22 protein-coding genes are annotated in these 22,363 nt (G+C 30.5%); 8 read left to right on the top strand and 14 right to left on the bottom strand.

The features are described 5' to 3' along the window. Window positions 1-5: 5 nt before the first annotated feature. The 4 genes from Q4512_RS13095 to rlmB all read left to right on the top strand — a co-directional run bounded on the left by Q4512_RS13095 (window position 6) and on the right by rlmB (window position 4,197). The gene (locus Q4512_RS13095) at window positions 6-1,418 is read left to right on the top strand and encodes a SusD/RagB family nutrient-binding outer membrane lipoprotein (protein ID WP_303425489.1); all 1,413 of its coding nucleotides are present in this window, start codon (window positions 6-8) and stop codon (window positions 1,416-1,418) included. A gap of 17 nt (window positions 1,419-1,435) precedes the next feature. Beyond that, on the top strand, window positions 1,436-2,302 hold the full coding sequence (locus tag Q4512_RS13090) for a hypothetical protein (protein ID WP_303425487.1): 867 nt from the start codon (window positions 1,436-1,438) through the stop codon (window positions 2,300-2,302). A 19-nt stretch (window positions 2,303-2,321) separates the two neighbouring features. Then, window positions 2,322-3,191 carry a hypothetical protein gene (locus Q4512_RS13085; RefSeq protein WP_303425485.1) on the top strand — a complete coding sequence of 290 codons (870 nt, stop codon included), beginning with the start codon at window positions 2,322-2,324 and terminating at the stop codon, window positions 3,189-3,191. 271 nt (window positions 3,192-3,462) lie between these two features. Beyond that, window positions 3,463-4,197 (top strand): 23S rRNA (guanosine(2251)-2'-O)-methyltransferase RlmB, encoded by a 735-nt coding sequence (rlmB, locus tag Q4512_RS13080; RefSeq protein ID WP_303425631.1) that lies wholly within the window; start codon window positions 3,463-3,465, stop codon window positions 4,195-4,197. Window positions 4,198-4,207: 10 nt separating this feature from the next. Here the strand turns inward: rlmB and Q4512_RS13075 are convergent, their stop codons facing one another. After that, window positions 4,208-4,963 carry a rhomboid family intramembrane serine protease gene (locus Q4512_RS13075; protein WP_303425483.1) on the bottom strand — a complete coding sequence of 252 codons (756 nt, stop codon included), beginning with the start codon at window positions 4,961-4,963 and terminating at the stop codon, window positions 4,208-4,210. 119 nt (window positions 4,964-5,082) lie between these two features. Here Q4512_RS13075 and Q4512_RS13070 point away from each other — a divergent pair, with 119 nt between their 5' ends. Then, window positions 5,083-6,360, top strand: coding sequence for a replication-associated recombination protein A (locus Q4512_RS13070; protein ID WP_303425480.1), 1,278 nt, complete (start codon window positions 5,083-5,085; stop codon window positions 6,358-6,360). A gap of 12 nt (window positions 6,361-6,372) precedes the next feature. On the opposite strand, the gene Q4512_RS13065 is transcribed toward Q4512_RS13070, so the two are convergent. The 6 genes from Q4512_RS13065 to radC form a co-directional block, all read right to left on the bottom strand. Beyond that, window positions 6,373-7,266: a hypothetical protein gene (locus Q4512_RS13065; RefSeq protein WP_303425477.1), complete on the bottom strand. Its 894-nt coding sequence runs from the start codon at window positions 7,264-7,266 to the stop codon at window positions 6,373-6,375. Next, a complete protein-coding gene (locus Q4512_RS13060; RefSeq protein ID WP_303425474.1) occupies window positions 7,256-8,674 on the bottom strand; it encodes a DUF5723 family protein in 1,419 nt (472 codons plus the stop codon). Before Q4512_RS13060 ends, Q4512_RS13065 begins: the two co-directional genes overlap by 11 nt. Further along, window positions 8,671-9,246, bottom strand: coding sequence for a hypothetical protein (locus Q4512_RS13055; RefSeq protein WP_303425471.1), 576 nt, complete (start codon window positions 9,244-9,246; stop codon window positions 8,671-8,673). Before Q4512_RS13055 ends, Q4512_RS13060 begins: the two co-directional genes overlap by 4 nt. A 49-nt stretch (window positions 9,247-9,295) precedes the next feature. Beyond that, entirely contained in the window at window positions 9,296-9,982 is a 687-nt protein-coding gene (locus Q4512_RS13050; protein WP_303425468.1) for a YjjG family noncanonical pyrimidine nucleotidase, read from the bottom strand. After that, a complete protein-coding gene (locus tag Q4512_RS13045; protein ID WP_303425466.1) occupies window positions 9,975-11,276 on the bottom strand; it encodes a polysaccharide deacetylase family protein in 1,302 nt (433 codons plus the stop codon). The genes Q4512_RS13050 and Q4512_RS13045 overlap by 8 nt, the downstream gene beginning before the upstream one ends. Window positions 11,277-11,395: 119 nt before the next feature. Next, window positions 11,396-12,094, bottom strand: a complete 699-nt coding sequence (radC, locus tag Q4512_RS13040; protein ID WP_303425463.1) for a DNA repair protein RadC — start codon at window positions 12,092-12,094, stop codon at window positions 11,396-11,398. 82 nt (window positions 12,095-12,176) lie between these two features. On the opposite strand from radC, the gene Q4512_RS13035 reads away from it, so the two are divergent. Further along, complete coding sequence (locus tag Q4512_RS13035; protein ID WP_303425460.1) at window positions 12,177-12,776, top strand: FMN-binding negative transcriptional regulator; 600 nt, start codon at window positions 12,177-12,179, stop codon at window positions 12,774-12,776. On the opposite strand, the gene Q4512_RS13030 is transcribed toward Q4512_RS13035, so the two are convergent. Continuing rightward, window positions 12,769-13,416: a hypothetical protein gene (locus Q4512_RS13030; protein WP_303425458.1), complete on the bottom strand. Its 648-nt coding sequence runs from the start codon at window positions 13,414-13,416 to the stop codon at window positions 12,769-12,771. The two genes, Q4512_RS13035 and Q4512_RS13030, sit on opposite strands and share 8 nt — an antisense overlap. 218 nt (window positions 13,417-13,634) lie before the next feature. On the opposite strand from Q4512_RS13030, the gene Q4512_RS13025 reads away from it, so the two are divergent. Together Q4512_RS13025 and Q4512_RS13020 are read left to right on the top strand one after the other, a co-directional pair. Next, window positions 13,635-14,042, top strand: a complete 408-nt coding sequence (locus Q4512_RS13025) for a nuclear transport factor 2 family protein (protein ID WP_303425456.1) — start codon at window positions 13,635-13,637, stop codon at window positions 14,040-14,042. Between the two features lie 136 nt (window positions 14,043-14,178). Continuing rightward, window positions 14,179-14,718, top strand: coding sequence for a hypothetical protein (locus Q4512_RS13020; RefSeq protein WP_303425454.1), 540 nt, complete (start codon window positions 14,179-14,181; stop codon window positions 14,716-14,718). Between the two features lie 50 nt (window positions 14,719-14,768). Here the strand turns inward: Q4512_RS13020 and murC are convergent, their stop codons facing one another. From murC to Q4512_RS12990, 6 genes are all read right to left on the bottom strand, one after another. Beyond that, window positions 14,769-16,124 (bottom strand): UDP-N-acetylmuramate--L-alanine ligase, encoded by a 1,356-nt coding sequence (gene murC, locus Q4512_RS13015; protein ID WP_303425451.1) that lies wholly within the window; start codon window positions 16,122-16,124, stop codon window positions 14,769-14,771. 80 nt (window positions 16,125-16,204) lie between these two features. Then, a complete protein-coding gene (locus Q4512_RS13010) occupies window positions 16,205-17,596 on the bottom strand; it encodes a TolC family protein (protein ID WP_303425450.1) in 1,392 nt (463 codons plus the stop codon). 3 nt (window positions 17,597-17,599) lie between these two features. After that, window positions 17,600-18,949 carry an HlyD family secretion protein gene (locus Q4512_RS13005; protein WP_303425448.1) on the bottom strand — a complete coding sequence of 450 codons (1,350 nt, stop codon included), beginning with the start codon at window positions 18,947-18,949 and terminating at the stop codon, window positions 17,600-17,602. Between the two features lie 11 nt (window positions 18,950-18,960). Further along, on the bottom strand, window positions 18,961-20,616 hold the full coding sequence (locus Q4512_RS13000) for a peptidase domain-containing ABC transporter (RefSeq protein WP_303425446.1): 1,656 nt from the start codon (window positions 20,614-20,616) through the stop codon (window positions 18,961-18,963). A gap of 4 nt (window positions 20,617-20,620) precedes the next feature. Continuing rightward, complete coding sequence (locus Q4512_RS12995) at window positions 20,621-21,292, bottom strand: TetR/AcrR family transcriptional regulator (RefSeq protein WP_303425445.1); 672 nt, start codon at window positions 21,290-21,292, stop codon at window positions 20,621-20,623. A gap of 105 nt (window positions 21,293-21,397) precedes the next feature. Further along, on the bottom strand, window positions 21,398-22,351 hold the full coding sequence (locus Q4512_RS12990; RefSeq protein ID WP_303425444.1) for a lipopolysaccharide assembly protein LapB: 954 nt from the start codon (window positions 22,349-22,351) through the stop codon (window positions 21,398-21,400). Between the last annotated feature and the right edge of the window lie 12 nt (window positions 22,352-22,363).

The following is a 22,363-nucleotide window of genomic DNA, read 5'->3' as shown; positions in this document are numbered from 1 at the left end:
AAAACATGAAAAATACAAAAATAATTTTTCTTCTATTTTTATCCTTAGTTATTGCTAGCTGTGATAAAGACTTTGAAGAAGTAAATACAGATCCTGATAATGCGACAGAGATTCCTGCACATTTATTATTAGGAAATATAATTAGAGTGAACCAAAACATCATTTATAATGCTCAAATTGGAGGAGATATGGGTGAATGTTGGGCACAACACTGGTCTAAAGTTCAGTATAACGACGAAGCTCGTTATTCTCCTAGACGTGGTAATATAGATGCTTTATGGAATTCTCTATATGCAGATGTATTGAGTGATGCTAAATCAATGTATGAATTAGCAGAAGCTGAAGGTAATTCTAACTTACAAGCAATTTCATTAATTTTACAAGCTAATGCATTTCAATTATTAACAGACTTATATGGTCCTGTACCATTTGCTGAAGCTTTAGATAGTGCAATTGAACAACCAGCTTATAGTACTTCTCAAGAAGTATATGCAGGTATTATTGCAATGTTAAACCAAGCAGATGCTTTATTTGGCTCTGGTGATGTTACTGCCTCTTCTGATTTATTATATGCAGGAGATGTAACTAAATGGGAAAAATTTGGAAACTCTTTAAAGTTTAAAGTTTTAATGCGTTCTAATGGTTCTGCTGCAGAATTACAAGCTCTAGTGACTGAAGGTAAAATGTTTACTTCAAATGCCGACAGTGCTCAAATAATTTATAATGCTATAGCACCGGATGCTAATCCAATTTATGAAACTATTGTAGATGGTAACAGATCTGAATACAAGATTTGTTCTCCAGTTGTAGATATCCTTTCTGGATTAAGCGATTCTAGACTAGCAGTTTATGCAGGTGAAAATGCAGATGGTAACATTGTTGGAAAACCAGCAGGTTACAGTGATTTACCTAACGATGCTTTAGGATATACTTATGGAAACATTAGTCCTTTAGGTGATTTTTATTTAGATCCTACTTTACCTGGTGTAATGCTTTCTCATTCTCAATTAAAATTGTTAATGGCTGAAGCTGCTAATGAAGGTAAAATTGGTGGTGGATTAACTGCTGCTAAAATGTATATGGACGAAGGTATCATTGCTAGTTTCGAATTTAACGGACTTGGAGATGGTGCAACCTATGCAGCTGGAATTAGTTTAACTGGTCAAGCAGATGCTAGACAAAAAATCGCTACACAAGTATGGATTTCTCTATTTGGTCAAGGATTTGAATCATGGACAGAATGGAGAAGAACAGGTGTACCTGCTTTAACACCAGCTGTTGAAGGTGATATCCCAACAATTCCAACACGTTTATATTATCCTACTACTGAAGTTTCATTAAACCAATCAAGTTATGAAGCAGCTACTGCTACATTAAATAATGGTGATGAATTAACTTCTACATTATTCTGGCAATAATCTAAAAAAAAGAAAAAATGAAAAATTTAAAAAACATATTTAAAATATTAACTATTACACTTTTAGTGTTTAGTTGTGATTCGGATGATTCTGAATCTATTACAGCTTCAAGTACAGCTGGATTTTTAGTAGACAACAACGATTCTTCGGGAGTAATTTTAGGTATTCCTGAATCTGGAGCAGACTTAAGTGATGCTAGTATTGATTTTACTGTTACAGACTTAGATTTCGATTTAAAATTAGAATTCGGAACTCTTGAAGGAGTAGAAAAAATTCAAATAGTAAAGACGCATACTTCTGGGGATGCGGTTAGCGACGAGGTTATTGCAGCAGAAACAACAACTTTACCTTTCAATCTAATTTATTCTAGTATTGCTGATTATACTTCTGGCTTAACTTTAGCTTCAGAAAGCATTCGTATTGGTGATGAATTTACTTTTAGAGTAAAATTATTTAAAACAGATGGATCTATTGCTTATTTCAATGATGCATTAGGTACCTTCTCTGTTATTGTTAACTGTGCTTCTGATTTATCTGGTACATACGATGTTACTACTTTAAACAATACTTCTGGTTTTATTAGACCACAAGGAATTGAGCAAATAGTAGAAGTATCTCCTGGATATTATTATGCTGCAACTACTGGAACTTGGGTTTTAGGTGGTTTAGGTGTAGCTCCTGCAGCGACACAAGGTTATAATTTCCAAGATACTTGTAATACTATTACTGTTCCTGAGCAAAAATTAGCTCAAGGATTCTATGGTAATGATGTATTTAGTCATGCTGATGGTATGGTTCAAGCTAATGGAGATATTGTTGCTATTTACACAGTTACTTTTGATGCTGGTAATAATGAGTACACTTCTACATATGTTAAACAGTAAAATAAACAAAATGAATAAAATGAATAAAATACTTAAAAACATTACATTACTTTTATGTACAGGTGTTATTTTTACTGCTTGTGATAGTGATGATAATACAGGAGACTCTATCTTAGAGTTTTCTACTACTCAAGTTACTTTATCTAGTACAATGAATAATACTGTAATCGATGAGTCACTTATAGATCCTGATGCATTACCTGTAGTTACTTTAACTGCAACCATTGCAGAGCCAGTTAATATTTCAGTAAGAGTGCCAATTAAAATAGCAAGTTCAAGTACAGCTGATGCTGATGATTTTACAATGGATGAATTAATTATTCCTGCGTTACAAACATCTGCAACTGTAGATATTGAAATTAACAAAACTGGTGATGCTGAAGGTAATGAAACATTAGTTTTAACTGGTGAAAATGGCCCTAACGTATCTGTATCTTCTTATGAATTAAATGTTGATATAGAGAATGATTTCATTAACGACGTGTTAGATTTAACTTTATCTTGGGATGGTGAATTTGAAAGTGGAGATTTAGCTCTAAGTTCTATTTGCGATGTAGATTACGATTTACTTTTAGCAGATGGTGTTGGTAACCTTCTTGGTTATATTGCTGGAACTGCTGACTGTCCAGAAAGTGGAAGTGTTTCTGGTTTAGCAGATGGATCTTATTTCCTATTAGCTGATTTATATGAGAATCCTCTAAGTGGATTAGGATTTACGGATACTATTCCTTTAACTTTAGATTACTCTCAAGAATTTTTTGGTAGTGGTACACTTACAAATAGTGAGCACACATTAAATTTAGCTGGAGCAACAGATTTTTCATTCTTAACTGCAATGGCAATCATGGAAGTTTCTAATGGTTACAACTATACATTATCTTCTTTATAATATAAAGTAGATTTATTTATAACTTAAAACCACCTCATAGAGGTGGTTTTTTTATTTAAATAGAGAAAGCATACTATATAAAACAATTTCTGTAAGACTAGTTTACCTATTACTAATTAATTGTAAAGGGTTACAAAATTAATACAATAATTATTGTAAAATTAGAAGTGTTATATGGTATAAATTAATCGATTACTTCATCATAAAAACTAAAAATATATCTTAAAAAAAACATCTTCTGTTGATGTGGATTTTTTATACCTTTACACCAATGGAAAACAGCACACAAATATTTGGTATAAGAGCAGTTATTGAAGCAATAAATGCAGAAAAAGCTATTGATAAAGTTTTTATTCAAAAGGGACTTAAAGGAGAGTTATCGCATGAATTAGAAACTTTAATTAGAAAACAAGGAATAAATACTTCTTATGTACCCGTTGAAAAATTAAACCGATTTACTAAAAACAACCATCAAGGTGTTGTTGCTCAAATTTCACCAATTGCATTTTATGACATTGAAAATCTTGTTCTAAACGTGATAGAATCTGGAAAAACACCACTATTTTTACTTTTAGATCAATTAAGTGATGTACGTAATTTTGGAGCTATAATAAGAACCGCAGAATGTACTGGAGTTGATGGGATAATTATTCAAAAAAGTGGAAGTGCTCCTGTAAATGGAGATACCATTAAAACTAGTGCTGGAGCAGTATTTAAGATTCCTATTTGTAAAGTAGATCATATTAAAGATGCTATGTTTTATTTACAAGCTTCGGGCATAAAAGTAATTGCAGCTACAGAAAAAACCGAGAATACTATATTCGATGTTTCTTTTAAAGAACCTTGCGCTATAATAATGGGAAGCGAAGGTCGTGGTATTAATCCTTCCGTTTTAAAATTAGCAGATGCTAAAGCAAAACTTCCATTACTTGGTGAAATTGAATCTTTAAATGTTTCGGTTGCTTGTGGCGCTTTTTTATATGAAGCTATTAGACAACGTTTATAAATTAGGAAAACTACTCTTTGTTTTCTTTAAAGGTATAATTAATCTGTAGTGTTGTTTCCGTATTAGATACATCGGTATTAGATTGCCCTTCTGCTTCTATTTCATTTTCTATGGATGCTACAAAGTTTCCATTTTCATCAAAATGCTTTAAAAAAGCATCTTCTTCTTCCTTAAAATCTTTTTGCTCCCAAGCATATTTTTTAGGTTTTGCTATTTCTTTCCTAAAAGCAACAGCAAAAACGAAACCGGTTACTAAACCAGACAAATGTCCTTCCCAAGAGATGCCTTCTTCTATTGGCATAGTATACCAAACCATGCTTCCGTAAAGAAAGATAACCAATAATGAAAGTGCAATTAATCTAAAATGTTTGGCTAAGATTCCTTTAAAAAAAGTAAAACTAACTAAAACATAAATGAGTCCGCTAGCACCAATATGATAAGAAGGTCTTCCAATACACCAAGTTAAGAACCCCGAAATTAAAATACCATAAATCAAAACTTTCCAAGCAATTGGTCTATAGAAATAAAACAGTGCTGTAGATAATATAAATAACGGAATGGTATTAGAATACAAATGTTTTATTCCGGAATGAATAAATGGGCTAAATAACACGCCTTGCAATCCAGAGAATCTTTTAGGGTAAATACCATGACTATTTAAATTTACATGGAAACGTATTTCAAACCAAAAGACAATCCAAAGCAATAAAACAAATGCGATTGGATACCCCAAAACTCCGGTTGTAAATTTAAATTGATCTTGCATATTTTAAAGATAGCAATTTACTATCCATTTTGTTATAGAATGATAAATTGTCATATTGCTATTAAAATTTAAATAGAATATAATTAAAGACTTGACAAGAATGTATTAATTTTACAATTATGAATGAACCATTAGCAGAACGTTTAAGGCCAAAATCTTTAGAAGACTATATTAGTCAATCCCATTTAATTGGAGAAAATGGTACGTTAACCAAACAAATAAAGCTTGGCTTGATACCTTCATTAATTCTTTGGGGACCACCAGGAATTGGAAAAACAACTCTTGCTAACATTATTGCTAATGAATCTGGAAGACCTTTTTATACCTTGAGCGCAATAAACTCTGGTGTTAAAGAGGTACGAGAAGTTATTGAAAAAGCGAAACAAAGTGGTGGATTATTCACTACAAAAAACCCCATTTTATTTATTGACGAAATCCATAGGTTTAGCAAATCGCAACAAGATTCCTTATTACAAGCTGTAGAAAAAGGATGGATAACATTAATTGGAGCAACCACAGAAAATCCTAGTTTTGAAGTTATATCTGCGCTTTTGTCACGCTGTCAAGTTTATATTTTAAAAGCATTTGATAAAAACGATTTAGAAACACTTTTAAAGCGTGCAATAGATAAAGATGAATACATTTCTAAAAAAAACATAACACTTAAGGAAACAGATGCGCTATTGAAGCTATCAGGAGGTGATGCAAGAAAACTATTGAATATTTTCGAATTACTTGTAAATGCAGAAGAAAGCGACAAAATTATAATTACTAACGACAGTGTTTTAGAAAAAGTACAAAACAATACCGTACGTTACGATAAAACAGGAGAACAACACTATGATATTATTTCGGCATTTATTAAATCTATTCGAGGTAGTGATCCTAATGGGGCTGTTTATTGGTTAGCGAGAATGATTGAAGGTGGTGAAGATGTAAAATTTATTGCTAGACGATTATTAATTGCTGCCAGTGAAGATATTGGAAATGCAAATCCGACAGCATTAGTTATAGCTAATAATACATTTCAGGCTGTTACTACTATTGGCTATCCAGAATCTAGAATTATTTTAAGCCAATGCGCAACGTATTTAGCTTGCTCTCCTAAAAGTAATGCTGCATATCAAGCTATTGGTAAAGCACAACAATTAGTTAGAGAAACTGGTGATTTGTCTGTGCCTTTAGAAATAAGAAATGCACCAACCAAATTAATGAAAGAATTAGGTTATGGAGACAATTATAAATATGCACATAACTACGAGAATAATTTCACGAAACAAGAGTTCTTACCTGACGAAATTAAAAACACAAAACTATATGATCCTAGTAATAACGCTAGAGAAAATGCACATAGAGAGTTTTTAAAACAACGATGGAAAGATAAATATGGTTATTAGTTGTTAGTATATCTAAAACTTAATATTTAGTTTTTTTGTTTTAAGCGTATTGTTTTCATAATACTCTATAACCCAATTGTTATCTAATACATAGAGTATAGTCTCTTTACCTTCCACAACGTAAACATTAGGCATTCCTGTTTTTCTAATTTTATAAACTACATTTGGAGTACTATCTACTAATTGAAAACCAGTCGCAATTTTTTGGGCATATAAAATAGTTGAATTTTCCTTTTCTTGTTCTACAGATTTAACTAATGCTATGCTTTCTTTTTCTTCGGATTTCGCTTGAACAACTTCTTTTACTTTTTTTACTTCTTTTACTTCTTTTACTTCTTCTATTTCTTTAGGCGCTTCTATTACAGCTACTTTTTCTTCTTTTAAAGTTTTAATTTCTTCTTTTAATTTTTCAATTTCAGATTGATTTTGTTCTTTATCCTTTTTAGCATACGCCAAAATAGTTTCACTTTCTTCGTATTGATACTTAAAAGTATCAAAAGATTTAAATGCCTCTCGCAAAGCTAAATTGTAAGCAACATCGTAACTTTTCTCTTTAGACTTACCAATATTACTAGTAAAAACAATATTATTCTTACAGTCTTTAAGTTGTATTTTTAATTTAGAATTAAAAACGCCAGGTTCTCTTAATACATTAGCATGTAATGCAAGACAGTTATTTGAAATCGCATCATCTGGTAATATATCTTCTTCCATCATACTTGTAAAACCATACTTTTGAAATAGAAGCTTAGTAAGTGTATTTAAACGGTATTGGTCTGGTTCTTTTAAAAAATCGAATGTATTTGGAACAATCACATATTTGTAATTGTTAATATTAGTTTGCGCTTTTACATTATTAAATGTAAATACTGAAATTATTAATAATAAGATGATTTTATTTTTCATTGTTTTTAAATATATAATTAAATCCCAATTGCAAAGATACACTTTGTGCTTTTGCTAGGTTTTGATATTTTAATAAATTATCTGCAGCAACGTAAAAATGTAATCCGCTAATATTTGCAGAAAGTGCTAATCCTAAATTAGTATAAGAATAGGAATCAAGAGTATAACTAGCTTTAACTCCAAAGTTAGAAAAGAGGTTTCTGTAATAGAATGCTGTTAATGCTGTTTGTGGTTTTTTAGGTCTTTGCATTAAAAATAAATGGGCTCCTACTCTATTTTGGTAATCTTCTTCTACTTGTAAACAGTTACATTCTTGATTGTTTTTTTTACCAAATGCATATTGTAAGGCAGCATTAAACTTTATGGGTCTTGCTGTTTTGTATTTCGTATAAGTAGTATCTACTTGAAATAAGTCTTCGAAATCTGTTGCTACTGCATCCCAATATTCTTCGGCTGTTTGTCCTTCTTCCGATTCTTGAAATAACGGATTTATACCTTCGTAAGTTAAGTTTCCATCTAAATTAAAATTCTCAACATCTTTTTTATAACTTATAAAACCAATGTCTTGTATGCTTGCTTCTAAAGTCCATTGTTCTGTTAGTTTATAAGTAAAACCAATATCAACTCCTACTCCTAAATTACCTCCAAAAAAGGCTCTACTTATAAGTGTTTTCATATCCTGACTAATATCTGAATTTTCGTCATCTAAAAAACTCTTCAAACCTGCAGTTTGTAATTCTAAATCTAAAATAAAATCGTGATTTAAAAAGTTACTTTCTCCTTCTGTAGTTACAAAAGTGCCTTTATTATTAATGGATTTAACATCTAATATGCTAGAATAAATTTTTCCTCGAACACCATAAGTAAACTTATTATTTACTTTTTTATTATATCCTAAATGAAAGACAGTAAGTAACTCTGCACTTACATTTAAATCGCTTAAATCGAAAATTCTATTAATATTATCATGGTTTCCTTCATAAGCTAAAATAGCATAATCTTTAGGGAAATATATAAATGCATTTGTTTCTTGATACATTCCAAAAGAAAGGTACTTATTTTTTATAAATCCATTACCAAACGCAAAACCACCTGAAAACAAATCATATTGCTCGTTTAAGGCAAAATAATCTGTTTCTTTCATTGCGTAAATAGTGCTTTTTAATTTTGTATTAAAATCGGTACCATCATCTGCAAAAACATCGTAAATACTTAGTCCTGTCATACCAAAATTTGCATGTATATGTGACAAGAAAGGGATACCAATATACCAATCATTAGTTATTTGTCCTCCAGGATTTAATTGAAGACTTTGCGGAATTTCAGAAAAGCCATAAAGTAGCTGTTTGTTTTGTGCAAAACCGACAAAACACATCGATAAAAATAAAAGCAAACTTATTTTTTTCATGTAGAGGGATCAATAAGTAGATAAAAGGTAGCTTTAGATTTAAATTTAAGCATTCCTAATGTATTTTCATCTAAAACGGAGCCATCTGCACTTGGTAATAAAGTTAGTGTAATTAATAGTTTTGTAGTTTGTTTTAAGGCTTGTAAGGATTCATTTTCAAAAACTTCAAGATGCTCAACAAGTATTTCTTGGTTTGTTGGCGAAGTATCTACCGAAATAGTAAAACTATGTTGTACTACATCTACATCGTCTAAAAATGCTATTTGTGCTTGATAAGCTCTATTAATGCTATTAGTTACTTCAAATAAAAATGTCGCTTTTATTAAATTATCTACAGTAAATGGATCGTTAAAGACCTCGATAGTAACAGAATCACGAACAATGGTTTGCTCTACTCCATTTTCGTCTATAAAAGAACTTGCAGGTTCTTCAAAGTAAATTATACTAGTATCTAAAGTTGGTGAAATTGCGAAGTCTTCAGCTTGTGTAAAATCAACATCGCTTACACAATTGGAAAGAAAGACTCCAACTACACAAAAAAAACAAAGGGTTTTTACTCTAATTTTTAGCATCTATTAATTTCTTTTAAACAAGAACGATACTAAATTTAAGATATTTTATTTAGAAATAGCTTTTTAATTCTGTTAAGCTATCCACTTTTTTTATTTTTGAATCTAAAGAAACCTTATGATAATTAAAACAAATAGCGTCTATACCATAATGTAAAGCGCCAAGAATATCTGCTTCATAATTATCGCCAATCATAATACTTTGTTGCTTGGTTGTATTAGCTAATTGCAATGCATGCTTAAATATTTTAGGATTTGGTTTTTTCACACCAACCATTTCACTGTTTGTTACCGTTTTAAAGTAACTATCAATTTTTGCTTTTTCTAATTTAAGCTGTTGTACTTCATGAAAACCATTAGTAATAATATGCAAGTTATATTTTGGTTTTAGATATTCTAGAAGATCTATAGTGCCTTCAAACAAGTGATTAAAACTAGAGAGATGGGTGATGTAATCTTTCGATAACTGATGAATTAATTCTTGATTTACAGAAATATTAAGCGCTTGAAAAGTATCGTTAAGTCTAGCAAATCGTAAAGATTCTTTATCTATTTTTTCGTCTCTATAAAGTTTCCAATAGTTTAAATTTATTGGTTCATAGAGTTTTAAAAAATGAGAAACATTTACATCGACTTTATTTATTTTGAAGATTTTATAAAAAGTTAAACCAGAGTTTTTATCAAAATCCCAAAGGGTATGATCTAAATCGAAAAAGATATCTGTAATTTTTTTATGCATCGTTTGGCGATTCTATAATAATATTAAAAAGTTCTTTAAACCCTTTCCATCTATCCATATCACTAAAAGTATAATTATGAAAAATAGGCACAAAACAACCGTTTACTTGCTTAATTTCTTTAATAATTTGGTTTAACACTCTCTTTTTATCTAAAAGAGAATTGTTTTTTAGCAAAGCATAATCTAATAAATTATACGGGTACACTTTTAATGGTGTTTGTACTTCGTAATCTAAATCGTAAAAGAAAAAAGGAGTACATGTTCCAGCTCTAAACCCAATATGGTTTACAAATCCCATGGTATAATCTTCTGGCACTTCAAGTTCTACTAAATTTCTATAGGATTCTGGAAGGTTTAATTTTGAAAATGAATTTCGTGAAGCTAATAACGATGTATTTATTACTGCTTCCATTTTATCCTTTTCTTTTTTTAGTATTTTAAAATTTGATATAGCAAAAAAGGATGCCTTTAAGCCAACAATACTATAATCGGAAACTTGTTTAATGAGCGAAACAAACTTTGTTTTATTTACATTGATATTCTTATCGTAAGTAGAATAGTCTCCAATTAAAAAGAAAAAAACAAATTTAAAATCCGATTGTTTCTGTTTGTTTAAAATATATTTAAAAGTATCAAACGGATCTCTCTTTAACCCAAATAAAACCGAAAATCTAACATATAAGCTCTTAAATTTAAAAGTCACTAATTCATTAAGTGTTCCTCCAATGCTTCGCATTAAACCTTTTTGTTTAAATCTAAATGCTTCCGGAATATCAATAACAGGTTTTACTTGATATTTTTTGGTTTCAAATTCAAAATCTGGATAATTTTCTTGGAGTATACTTTTAAACTTATATGCCCAAACATCTACAATTGGTTGTTTTAAAAAGCCATGTTTATATGCGATACTCTCTTCTGGAGTAAAACGACCATAGGCATCTTTTACATGTGGTAAATACTCTTCGTATCTAGAAAGTAAGTAAAAGGATGCTGCAAAAATATCGTAGGGCAAGACACTTTTTTCTCCTGTAGAAAAAAAACCTTTTGTGTTTTCCCAATCTTGTATATTAATATCTACATCGTTTAAACCTTGTTCAAACAACAACTCATTACTTCGTATAAATATCTCGTGACTTAATGGCTGTTTTGTGTACGATATTTTTAAACTATCATGTGCAATAAACTCTTCGATTGTAGTTGTAAATGTAACAGGAAGCCCCAAAATTCTAGTACAAATATGTTTAAAAACATACTTTACTCTTGGTGTAATTTTATGTGTATATACTAATAACATAGGCTCTCGAAAATTCCAAAAAATAAAAATAACAAATTCCAACTGCAATTGGTATAAACCAAGAAATGTTTCTGTTTAATTTTTTGGAATCTAACTTTTTACTTTTAGAATTTCACATGTTATAACATGCTTTCATCTGCAAAGCTAAAATATGCTTTTTCGGTTATAATAAGATGGTCTAGTACTTTAATATCTAAACTTTGAGCTGCTGTTTTTAGTTTATTGGTAAGTTGTATATCGGCATTACTAGGTTTTAAAGTTCCTGAAGGATGATTATGAGCTAAGATAATTCCCGTTGCACCAACTTCTAAAGCTGCTTTTAATGCTAATCGCACGTCGACTAAAGTTCCAGTGATTCCGCCTTTACTTAATTGATTTTTCTGAATGACCTTATTCGAATTGTTTAAATATACAATCCAAAATTCTTCGTGAGGTAATTCGCCAATAACAGGTTGCATCAACTCGAAAACCGAAATACTAGAATTAATTTTCATTTTATGCAAAGCTTCACCTCCTCTTCTCCTTCTTCCTATCTCTAAAGCTGCTGTAATACTTATGGCTTTTGCTTCTCCTATTCCTTTAAATTGCTGCAATTGTTGAAGCGATAATTTACCTAGTTCACTTAAATTGTTATCTACACTAGCCAAAATACGTTTGCATAAAGCAACGGCACTTTCTTCTCTATTGCCAGAACCAATTATAATCGCAACTAATTCGGCATCACTTAATATTGCTTTACCTTTATCTCGAAGTTTTTCTCTTGGCTGATCGTCTTGACTCCAGTTTTTTATGGAAAAGGAAGTGGATTTATTAGACATATTGCTTGCTAATTGTTATTTTTATAGATATTAAATATAGAGAATATTTTCGATAACCACTTGTTAACAACTTACCATTTCATTGAAATATCCACCAAAACACCATCAAGAAAATAACAAACTTCGTATTATAGAAGTAATAAAAACCTATCCTCTGGCTACTGTTATTTCTATAAGAGACAACCAACCTTACATTACACATTTGCCTTTAATTTACAGGGAATCTGATGGTAAATTGATTGGACATATTGATATTTACAATCCGCAAACCAAATTACTAAAAGCGAATAACGAGGTTACTATTATTTTTTCAGGGCCAGATTGTTATATTTCGCCAAGTATTTATACTACAACACAATTACCAACGTATAATTACATAAAAGTACACATTAAAGGAACTGTTAAAGCTATTGAAAGTAAAGAAGCTTTAAAAAATTCTTTAATCCATATGACAGAATTTCTTGAAGCTCCAAAGCATAAATACAAACTTAAAGCAGACAACCCTAGAATGGAAGCTGCTCTAGATTATATTAAAATGTTTGAAATTAGTATAGATACTTTTGAAGGTAAATTTAAACTCTCACAAGACAAAAAAACGATAGATACTGCTAACGCTAAAGCGGAATTGATTCGCGCTAATCAAGAGAGTATTCAAATGTTTTTGGAGAGCGTTTTTAGTTAATAATATGATATGACTCTAAACGTCTTTCCTGAAAATGCTGTGTAGAAGAAAGAAATGTCGCAGTATTTAAAACCAACCCGATACCTTCTGCATAGTAATAATGGGAAATACCAGGATATAAATTACCATCTTCATCTCTTGCATATAATTCCATATCTAATGCATCAAATACTCCAGCATTTGTAGTAAGATCTTGCATATCTTCAGCCAATCTTAAATACTGAAAAATAGGATCGTTCAAGTTTCCAATTAATCTTTCTTCATGATCTTCTCTAAGAAAAATAATGATATTACTATCGTCGACTAAATTTTCAGCATCCACTCTAAAATATCTAAAGGATTCTCCATTTGCTGGATAATATGGGGAATTAAGATCGTTTCCTGTTGTGAAATATCGAAATTTAAAATAAGTTTCGCCTTCAATTTCTTCTGTGGAAACAATAGAAACATTATCTACAATAGTACTAGCTTCAAAACTGTTATTAGAAGTATTAAAATCATAGTATCGATATTCCCAAGAATTACCCACAGTTAAAGCAAAAAAGTTAGCTTCTACTTGTGAACTACCAGCATTATCATCATCAGAATTACACGAAAAGAAAAGGGCAAAAAAGCATACAGTTAATAGAATACGTTTCATAATTAATTGGTTTTGGTTTGGATTTGTATTGATTAAATTAAAACGTAATACTGCTATATAAGCTTCTGGTTTAGTTGGTTTACAAGACCATAACGCAACTATTTACTCTTTAGTATATTAGTATAAAAACACGGGATTATACGGATTCTCTTTATGGAATAAAAATGTAATTTAGCAACACAATCTTTTAACTATCAACCTGTTAAAACATAAAAATCATGGAAAACGAAAAAAACATGCAAGTTATAGACAATCTTTACAAAGCTTTTGCAACAGGAGATATGCCTGCGGTTCTTGAGTTAATGGATGGATATATTACATGGAATGAAGCCGAAAGTAATTCGCTTGCAAGCGGCAATCCATATATTGGTCCAGATGCAATTTTAAATGGTGTATTTGCCCGTCTTGGTAGTGTTCATGAATATTTCCATTTGAAAGATGTGCAACTTCATAACATGCATGACAATAAAGTTTTTGCAACCTTACGTTATGATGCCAAAGTAAAGAAAACAGGTAAAAGCTATAATGCACAAGTGGCGCATTTTTGGACACTTAATAACGATGGTAAAATAACACGATTTCAGCAATATGTAGATACTAAGAAGTTGGCAGATGCTGGAGCATAAATACAAGATTTTGCTGTTTTTTTTACGCAATCAGATGGTAACCTATGTATGCTAAATAAGTAATTATAAGTATTTCCTTTATATTTCTTAACTTAGTTACTTAGCTATTTTTCAACCATATACACACAAAATCTGAATGATAAAACTTATACCCACCAAATCCCAATGGAAAAAGTGGACACTTCCAACCAAAATTTCAGTAATAGGCACTGTAATTGGTGTACTTTCTTTTGGAACCTATGCCATTGAGAAAACCTATAACATGTATGCTAAAATAGAAAATCCACCTCCTAAAAATTTTCTTTATGGTACATGGGAAGCCAATGAAATCGAAGAAGGAATAGAAGTTACAATTTTATGGCATTTAAAAAAAGACGGTACAACAACTTATGAATTTATAAGGCATTCTACCATACCATACCAATTACGCCAAAAATATATGTTTATCAAACAATCAAAATCTAGCTGGTATTATAATGATGGCTTGATTTATGAAAAGACTACACAAGTAACCTATGTAGAAAGTAAATATAACAGAAAGGCAAAATACTATGAAGCTAGATCCATTATACATGCTATAGATAAAAATACTTTTGAGTTAACTATTGTAGATAATGATAATTTGGAGTCTCGAGGTAATAAAAGAGTTTATAAACGTGTAATAGCTGAAGACTAAATAATCGGTATACTATTAGCATAGAAATAACATGAGCTATGTTGCAAAAGCTATTCTATTAAATTTTTAACCTCCTCAAAATCTAAACCTCCATAATTACCAGAACTCATTAATAACAAGGCTGTATTATCAAAATTCTGTTCAAACAAGAAGTCTTTAAATGCTTCAGGATTGGTATAAATAATTAAATCCTCACGCTGAAAAGCATTGGCAATTTGCGCTTGTGTAACTTCTTCTAGTTTTTTAATTTCTACAGCATGTGGCGAATAAAAAACTACTGCAACATCTGCTGCATCTAAAGCGCCTTTGTATTCTTTTAAAAATTCGGCATTTAAGCTAGAGTAGGTATGCAATTCTAAACAAGCAACTAATGTTCTATTTTCATATTGCTCTTTTACAGCCTTTGTTGTTGCTTCGACTTTACTTGGCGAATGTGCAAAATCTTTAAAGGCAACAGCATTTTTACTTTCTGCAATTTTTTCTAATCGCTTACTTGCTCCTTTAAAAGTAGAAATAGCTTCATAAAAATCGTCTTCGTCAATTCCCATGTGTTGGCAAATCCATTTTGCTCCTGCAAGATTATTAAGATTATGTTTTCCAAAAACTTCTATTGGCAAAGGCCCTTCTGAAGTTTCTAAAAGTGTTTGTCCATTTTCTACTGTGTATTCTGGAGTGTGATATGGTAGTTTTCTAATGGTATTTTCACTAGCTTCTACTACTCTTTTTACCTCAGCATCTTCTTCATTATAAGATATGCTTCCGCCTCTTACAATACTATTTACAAAAATATCGAACTGGGTTACGTAGTTTTCATAGGTTGGAAACACATTAATATGATCCCAAGCAATTCCGCTTAACAAAGCAATATTAGGTTTGTATAAATGAAATTTTGGTCTTCTATCAATTGGTGAACTTAAATACTCATCCCCTTCTAAAACAATAAAATCATTGTCTTCGGTAAGTTTTACCATGACATCAAAACCTTCTAATTGCGCACCAACCATATAATCCACATCACGATCATGATAATGCATAACATGTAAAATCATAGAGGTAATGGTTGTTTTACCATGACTCCCTCCTATTACAACTCTGGTTTTTTGTTTAGATTGCTCGTACAAAAACTCAGGATAGCTATAAATTTTCAAGCCTGATTCTTGTGCTTTCAATAATTCTGGGTTATCGGCTTTGGCATGCATTCCTAAAACAATAGCATCTAAATCTGTTGTTATTTTTTCTGGAAACCAACCAAAGCTTTCTGGTAAAAGCTGCTTAGCTGCTAATCTAGATTTTGAAGGCTCAAAAATAGTATCATCACTTCCTGTTACTTGATACCCTTTGTTATGTAATGCTAAGGCTAGATTGTGCATTGCAGATCCACCTATAGCTATAAAATGTACGTTCATGTTTTATTTTTGAAGATGTTTCAAAGATAGTTTTTTGACCTGAATTTCACTAATTTTCATGAATCTGTTGTTGTACCTTTTTAAATACTTACAGCTAAATTATTGAAGAGATTGGCTTTGGTTTCAAAATAATTGTTTTCTAATATAATTGCTTTTAAACGCGCGTCCATAAGTTTTCGTTCTCTAGAATTTACTAGAAACAAAGAGCTTTCACCTAAAGTAAATTTGCGTTCTTCTGCAGCAACCAATTGTTCATAGTCTTGTATCATTTTATCGGTTAAATCGTTTTGAATAGTATAGGATTGTAACTCGTTTTTTATGGCATCTACTTTATTTTTTATACGTAGTTTAGACACCGTAATATCTAAAGTTGTGTTTTGCATTTTTAGTTTAGCAAGTTTTAAATCCCCTCGTTCTTTTCTTAAAAACAAAGGAAAACGCATCGTCACAGCACTTTTATAGTTCGCAGTATTAAAACTATTTGTTACTTCTGGTGTTTGTGATAAAAAATTATATTGCAAGTCAATTTTTGGTAATAACATATTGGCTTTTAAACGTTTTTCTATTTTTAAACTTTCGTATTTATAACTTAAGGATTTCACTTTTGGATGTGTTTCTATGTTAAAATCATAAATTGCTAATTCTGAAATATTTAAACTATCATCAATACTTTCTTCGCTATTAACATTAGGTATTACATTTTCCTGCAACTCTATAGGAATGTTATTTTCTAACCACAAATAATTAGATAATTCTAGCGTTGCTTTCATGAATTTCACTTTTGCTTTTTCTTGCAATAACGCTCTTTCGTTTACTACTATTCTAGCTTCCACTAAATCTATAGCTGCATTTTCACCTACTTCTACATTTTGCTTAATACCATTAAACCTTAATTGCGCATTACTTAAAAACTCCTTATAAAGATTCACTTCATTATATGTTTTTAACCAATTAAAATAAACTAAAGAAGCCTGATAAATAATATTATTTACCAGAATATCGCGATCTGCCTGTGCTTGTTGTTTAAAAAATTTTGCTTGTTTTAAGGAAGCCATTCTTTTATTAATAATAAGCCCTTGCGCTACAGAAAAAGATATTCCTGCACTATACAAACCATCTTGAGGAAGTGTTTTTTCTGGATTTAGATATACACCATCTGTTTCTTCAAAATTTGCTTTAAGCGCAATACCATACCATGTAGGAATTTTAAAAGAAGTATTTAATTTATCATAATACGTTGTTCCTTTAAACTTCTTTCTATCGTAATCTAATGTTAATTTAGGGTCGAAAGCACCTCTTGCTTTTAATAATTTTGCTTCGCTTTCACTAATTACCAACTGTGCTTGTTTTGCAATAGGATGATATTTTTTTACAAAAGCTAAATACTCATCAAAACGTAAAACAGAGCGTTCTTCTTGTGCACAAAGCATACTAGAGAAACTAAATAAAAAAATTGTTATCAGTCTTTTCATTTTTTACTTTTTTTTATCTGTTTTACTTGATTCTGGTTGGTAATAATTTGGAGGAAAACCATTTAATTTTCTCCATAATTCAAACCATATAGGTACATCTTCTAACAAGGCCATAGTTTTTGCTCCTGAACCAACACGAATCGCTTCAGGCCAAATATTTTCGGAAGTATCTGGAGCTAGTAATACTCTAAACTTTCCATTAGAACTAATAAAGTTTTCTATGGCAACTACCTTTGCTCCATAGGTTCCATAAGATACGTTTGGCCATCCACTAAAAACAATTGCTGGCCATCCATCAAACTGAACACGTACTTTTTCACCAACATGGAGTAATGGTAAATCTAAAGGCTTTACGTAAGTTTCTACAGCTAAATCGTATTGTGATGGCATAATATTTACCAAACTTTCCCCTTCTTTAAAAGTTTCACCTAAACCACCTCTAATGGCTTTATTAATAAATCCGTTTTGTGGCGCAGTAACATAACGTAACGTATTACGCATTTCATAATTAGAATAACTGGTTTCTAACTTACTTACTTGAGCTTCTGTATCAAACTGACTAGATTGTGCTGTAAACTTATCACTTTGTGCTTTAGATACTTTATCGTTATACGAAGCATTAACACTCGCTATTTCTACTTGGGCATTAATAACATTATTCTTACTAGCTAGAAACTTATTTTCTTGCGAAATACGTTTCGCTTGTGTTTCCTGAAGTTTTAGTCTTTTTTCTTCTACATCTTTTAATGCTTTTAACCCTTCCTCTTGTAAAGTTACGGTACGATCATATTGTTTTTTAGCAATTTTTAAATTGGTATTTGCTGCTTCCAATTCTATACTATCACTTTTAACTTTTAAATGCGATTGCATTAATTTATTTTTTGCTTGTTCTAGTTTTAAACTTCTTGCTGTATTTAGTGCAGTTATTTGCCTATCTAAAGCTTTTACTTTTTCAGAATAAGAAGTTACAGATGCATTTTTTGCGTTTATTTGATTTCCTGTTCTTGTAACCAAGTTCGGATCGAAATAATCGCTTTTAACTTCAGAAATTTCTAGAATAGTATCTCCTTTTTTTACCTGATCTCCTTCTTGTACAAACCACTTTTCTATTTTCCCTGGAATTGGAGACTGTATCGTTTGTGGTCTTTGATCTGGTTTTAATGTGGTTACTTGTCCTTGTCCACTTATATTTTGTGTCCAAGGAAAAAACAGTATAACAAAACAAAAAACGGCAAAGCCTAGAAGAAACCGATTAAAGTACTTATAGTATTTTTTGTTAAATGTTTTCTGTCCGGATTTGTATTGATTAAAATCGAACTCTTTATGTAATGTATTATTGGATATATTTAACATAGCATGATAAATTAAATCATTTTTCCTTTTTGTAATGTAATTGTGTTTTGGCATTTTTCTTGCCATCTTTTATTTCCACTTACTACTATAACTGCCCAATTATTTGACTGATCTAATAAGAAATTCATAACCTTTTCCCATTCTTTATATTCAAACTGATCTAAAGGATCTTCAAGGATTAGTAGTCTTGGTTTTCTAACAATTGCTCGTGCTAGTATTATCTTTTTAGCATCTGTATATGCAATTTGTTTTCCTTCTGGATTAATAACAGTGTTAAGTCCTTTAGGATGTTCTTTAATAAATGTTTGAAGTCCAACTTTTTCAATTGCCCAGAAAACTTCTTCATCGGTAAGACTATCATCTCCAAAGGTTATATTTTCACGAAGTGTAGCTTCAAAAGGAGTTTCTTCAGATAAAGACATCCCTATTTGCCCTCTATATTTATTTAAATGAATGTTATTTAAAGAAAAATTATCTAAAAATATTGTTCCTTTTGTTGGTTTTATTAATCCTGCAAACAAACGTAACAAACTAGATTTACCTGCTCCACTTTCGCCACGAATTAAGGTACTAGTGTTTGCATTTACTTGCATTGTTATATTTTCTAAAATATTTTTATCTCTATTTGGTACATTATAGGTTACATTTTCTAACTCAATTTTAAAATTTTCACTAAAAATTGGATCTTCTCCTATTTGACTTTCTAATTCTTTATCTACAACCTGACCAATTTTTTCTAAAGAAGTTAAAATGTCGTAAAAAGCTTCTAAACCAAGAATTAGCTTTTCCACAGAACTAATTACTAATAGTATTATTATTTCTGCAGCCACAAACTGTCCTATATTCATTTCTTGATTTAAAACTAATGCGCCTCCAATGGTTAACAAACCTGCTGTAACGATTACTTTAAAACCAATCATTTGTATAAACTGTAGTACTAAAATTCTAAAATGTGATTCTCTAGCATTTAAATATTTATCTACAAAAGCATCGTTTTTTGTTAATGCTAATTTGGTTTTTCCAGACAGTTTAAAACTTATTATCGTTCTTGCTACTTCCTGAATCCAATGTGCCACTTTGTATTTGTTTTTAGATTCTTGCAGGCTAGTTTCCATTCCTTTTTTAGCAGTAAATTTAAAAACCACATATACTAATATTAAAAGTATAACGCCAAAAGCAATAAAGAAAGGATGGTAAAATGAAAGCAATATTAGTGCAAATACAATTTGTAAAACGGCAGCTGGAATATCTACTAATATTTTAGCCAACCCCTTTTGCACATTTAAGGTGTCGAAAAAACGATTTGCTAATTCTGGTGGATAGTAATTACGCAACTCTTCCATAGTGATTTTTGGAAAACGATAGATAAACTCAAAAGAAGCACGTGTAAAAACACGCTGTTGAAGTGTTTCTATAATTCGCATTTGCATCAATTGTAAAACGCCAACAAAAGCAACACCAAGGGTTACTAAAACGACTAAAACAATCCAAGAGGTAGTTATTTGTGCTCCTTGTAATAAATTAATAATTGCTTGTATACCTAAAGGCAAGGACAACGAAACTAATCCAGCAAAAATGGCATAATAAAACACTTGTAAAACGGCACGCTTTTCTAATTTAAGTAAACCAAAAAGCCTTTGCCAAGGGGACATTGTAGTATTTTTCATATATTTATTTTAAAGCATTAAATGTAAGGTCTGTAAAGAATTGTGTTGGCGAAGTTTTCTCATCACAATCTGTTATCGACTTAAAATGTTCCTTTAAAAAATGTTGATGCAAAGCACCTTCAATTATAGTACTTGCAAGGCTTGAGGCATATTTATAATTAGGATTTATATTAATTATCATGTCTCGTATTCTAATTACTAATCGCTTGTAAATGATAAAGTATCCTTCTTTATTTTCTGCATCGACTTCTTTGGTTAAATAGGATTTAGAATATTCGTTAATAATAATTCTATTTAAAACAACCTCATTAATATGTGAGAACGTACTATCTTCTTGTATTGCTCTTGTAACAATTTCGATCGCTTTTGTTAACTGTAATTTTTCATCAGAAATATTATGTGTAGCAAAAACAAGTTGGTACTCTATCCAAGCCCAATACCAAGAAGTTAAATACAATAGTAGTTTATGCTTACTTTCAAAATAACGATAAATCGAACTTTCATTAGATCCAATTTTTACACCTAACTTTTTAAATGTAAAACTATCAAAGCCTATTTCCTCTATTAAAAGAATACCATGTTCTATAATACGCTTTCCTAATTTTGAAGATTCTGGATCTTTAAGAAAAATTTTTTCTGGTACGTTAATCTTTAAATTTGACAGTAAACTAATCATATACATATATTTTGATTGCAAATATAATAGTATTACTATTAAAATAAAAAATAAAAATAAAAAAAACTGCTTTTTGCAGTCTTATAAAAGTTACAATGAATTAAATTATAATTTATTAATGAATATTTTTTCCTCTTTAAAAACTTTTATTTCTGGAAGTAATACAATAGCCAATTCAATATATTTCAAGGCTTTTTCTTTGTTGTTAAGATGCTTATAAATTTGCGCTAATCTATAATTAGCCCAAGCAATTGGTACTCCATCTTCAGCGGAATAACCTTCAATATACCTTAACAAACACTGCTCCCCTTTTACAAGTTGAATGTTATATTCTGCTGCTACTTTGCCTATTTGATAATGTAATGCGTTTCGTTTGTGTTTAGCGTGTGAAGCTTCAATTGTTGCTATTGCTTTTTCTGGTGTATTTGTATTTTCATAAAAACTAGAAAGTTTTTCATAACAAGTTAATGATCCTCCTTCAGTTATTGCAAGTTTATAATATTTCTCGGCTAATTCTGGTTCGTCATCATATTCATAAATATAGCCTTTTGCTAAATACCCATCTACTTTAGATAAAGCTTCTAATTCATTTGCATATTGCATAGAGGTACTTTTACTTCCTCCTACAATTGCTGGTAATTGCATATATAATTCTACTAAAGCCCAACGTGTATTTATGTGTTTCGCATCTAATTTAGCAGCGGTTAAAAAGGCTTCTTTAACATCACCAATAAGAGTTAAAGCAAGAATTTTATTTACTTGTAATGCTTTCATACCTAAAGCGCCTCCATACTTATAATGGTAGTTAGCATTTAATGGTTTTGCATCCACCAATTTTTGGTATTCTATTATCGCCTCCTCCCATTTTTCTTGGTAGCCATAAGCATCCCCAAATAATTCAATTGCTTTATTATCCTCTTGGTTTTCTGAAACATAAACAGACAATAAATGTTCTGCTTTTTCATATTCTTTTTGTTGAAGTAATACTTCAGCTTTATCCAGACTTTGCTGACTAAAGCTTAATAAAGGGAATAACAAAAAAACTAAAAAATTTCGCATATATTTTAAGTC

The organism is Oceanihabitans sp. 2_MG-2023 (assembly GCF_030547245.1).
GTDB lineage: Bacteria > Bacteroidota > Bacteroidia > Flavobacteriales > Flavobacteriaceae > Oceanihabitans.
Note: the sequence above shows the minus strand (reverse complement) of the source record. Positions and strands in the feature narration are given on the sequence as shown.

Bases quoted from the DNA above. Each gene is read 5' to 3' on its own strand.
- Q4512_RS13095 (WP_303425489.1), top strand. From the start codon at position 6: ATGAAAAATACAAAAATAATTTTTCTTCTATTTTTATCCTTAGTTATT.
- Q4512_RS13090 (WP_303425487.1), top strand. From the start codon at position 1,436: ATGAAAAATTTAAAAAACATATTTAAAATATTAACTATTACACTTTTA.
- Q4512_RS13085 (WP_303425485.1), top strand. From the start codon at position 2,322: ATGAATAAAATACTTAAAAACATTACATTACTTTTATGTACAGGTGTT.
- rlmB (WP_303425631.1), top strand. From the start codon at position 3,463: ATGGAAAACAGCACACAAATATTTGGTATAAGAGCAGTTATTGAAGCA.
- Q4512_RS13075 (WP_303425483.1), bottom strand. From the start codon at position 4,963: ATGCAAGATCAATTTAAATTTACAACCGGAGTTTTGGGGTATCCAATC.
- Q4512_RS13070 (WP_303425480.1), top strand. From the start codon at position 5,083: ATGAATGAACCATTAGCAGAACGTTTAAGGCCAAAATCTTTAGAAGAC.
- Q4512_RS13065 (WP_303425477.1), bottom strand. From the start codon at position 7,266: ATGAAAAATAAAATCATCTTATTATTAATAATTTCAGTATTTACATTT.
- Q4512_RS13060 (WP_303425474.1), bottom strand. From the start codon at position 8,674: ATGAAAAAAATAAGTTTGCTTTTATTTTTATCGATGTGTTTTGTCGGT.
- Q4512_RS13055 (WP_303425471.1), bottom strand. From the start codon at position 9,246: ATGCTAAAAATTAGAGTAAAAACCCTTTGTTTTTTTTGTGTAGTTGGA.
- Q4512_RS13050 (WP_303425468.1), bottom strand. From the start codon at position 9,982: ATGCATAAAAAAATTACAGATATCTTTTTCGATTTAGATCATACCCTT.
- Q4512_RS13045 (WP_303425466.1), bottom strand. From the start codon at position 11,276: ATGTTATTAGTATATACACATAAAATTACACCAAGAGTAAAGTATGTT.
- radC (WP_303425463.1), bottom strand. From the start codon at position 12,094: ATGTCTAATAAATCCACTTCCTTTTCCATAAAAAACTGGAGTCAAGAC.
- Q4512_RS13030 (WP_303425458.1), bottom strand. From the start codon at position 13,416: ATGAAACGTATTCTATTAACTGTATGCTTTTTTGCCCTTTTCTTTTCG.
- Q4512_RS13025 (WP_303425456.1), top strand. From the start codon at position 13,635: ATGGAAAACGAAAAAAACATGCAAGTTATAGACAATCTTTACAAAGCT.
- Q4512_RS13020 (WP_303425454.1), top strand. From the start codon at position 14,179: ATGATAAAACTTATACCCACCAAATCCCAATGGAAAAAGTGGACACTT.
- murC (WP_303425451.1), bottom strand. From the start codon at position 16,124: ATGAACGTACATTTTATAGCTATAGGTGGATCTGCAATGCACAATCTA.
- Q4512_RS13010 (WP_303425450.1), bottom strand. From the start codon at position 17,596: ATGAAAAGACTGATAACAATTTTTTTATTTAGTTTCTCTAGTATGCTT.
- Q4512_RS13005 (WP_303425448.1), bottom strand. From the start codon at position 18,949: ATGTTAAATATATCCAATAATACATTACATAAAGAGTTCGATTTTAAT.
- Q4512_RS13000 (WP_303425446.1), bottom strand. From the start codon at position 20,616: ATGAAAAATACTACAATGTCCCCTTGGCAAAGGCTTTTTGGTTTACTT.
- Q4512_RS12995 (WP_303425445.1), bottom strand. From the start codon at position 21,292: ATGATTAGTTTACTGTCAAATTTAAAGATTAACGTACCAGAAAAAATT.
- Q4512_RS12990 (WP_303425444.1), bottom strand. From the start codon at position 22,351: ATGCGAAATTTTTTAGTTTTTTTGTTATTCCCTTTATTAAGCTTTAGT.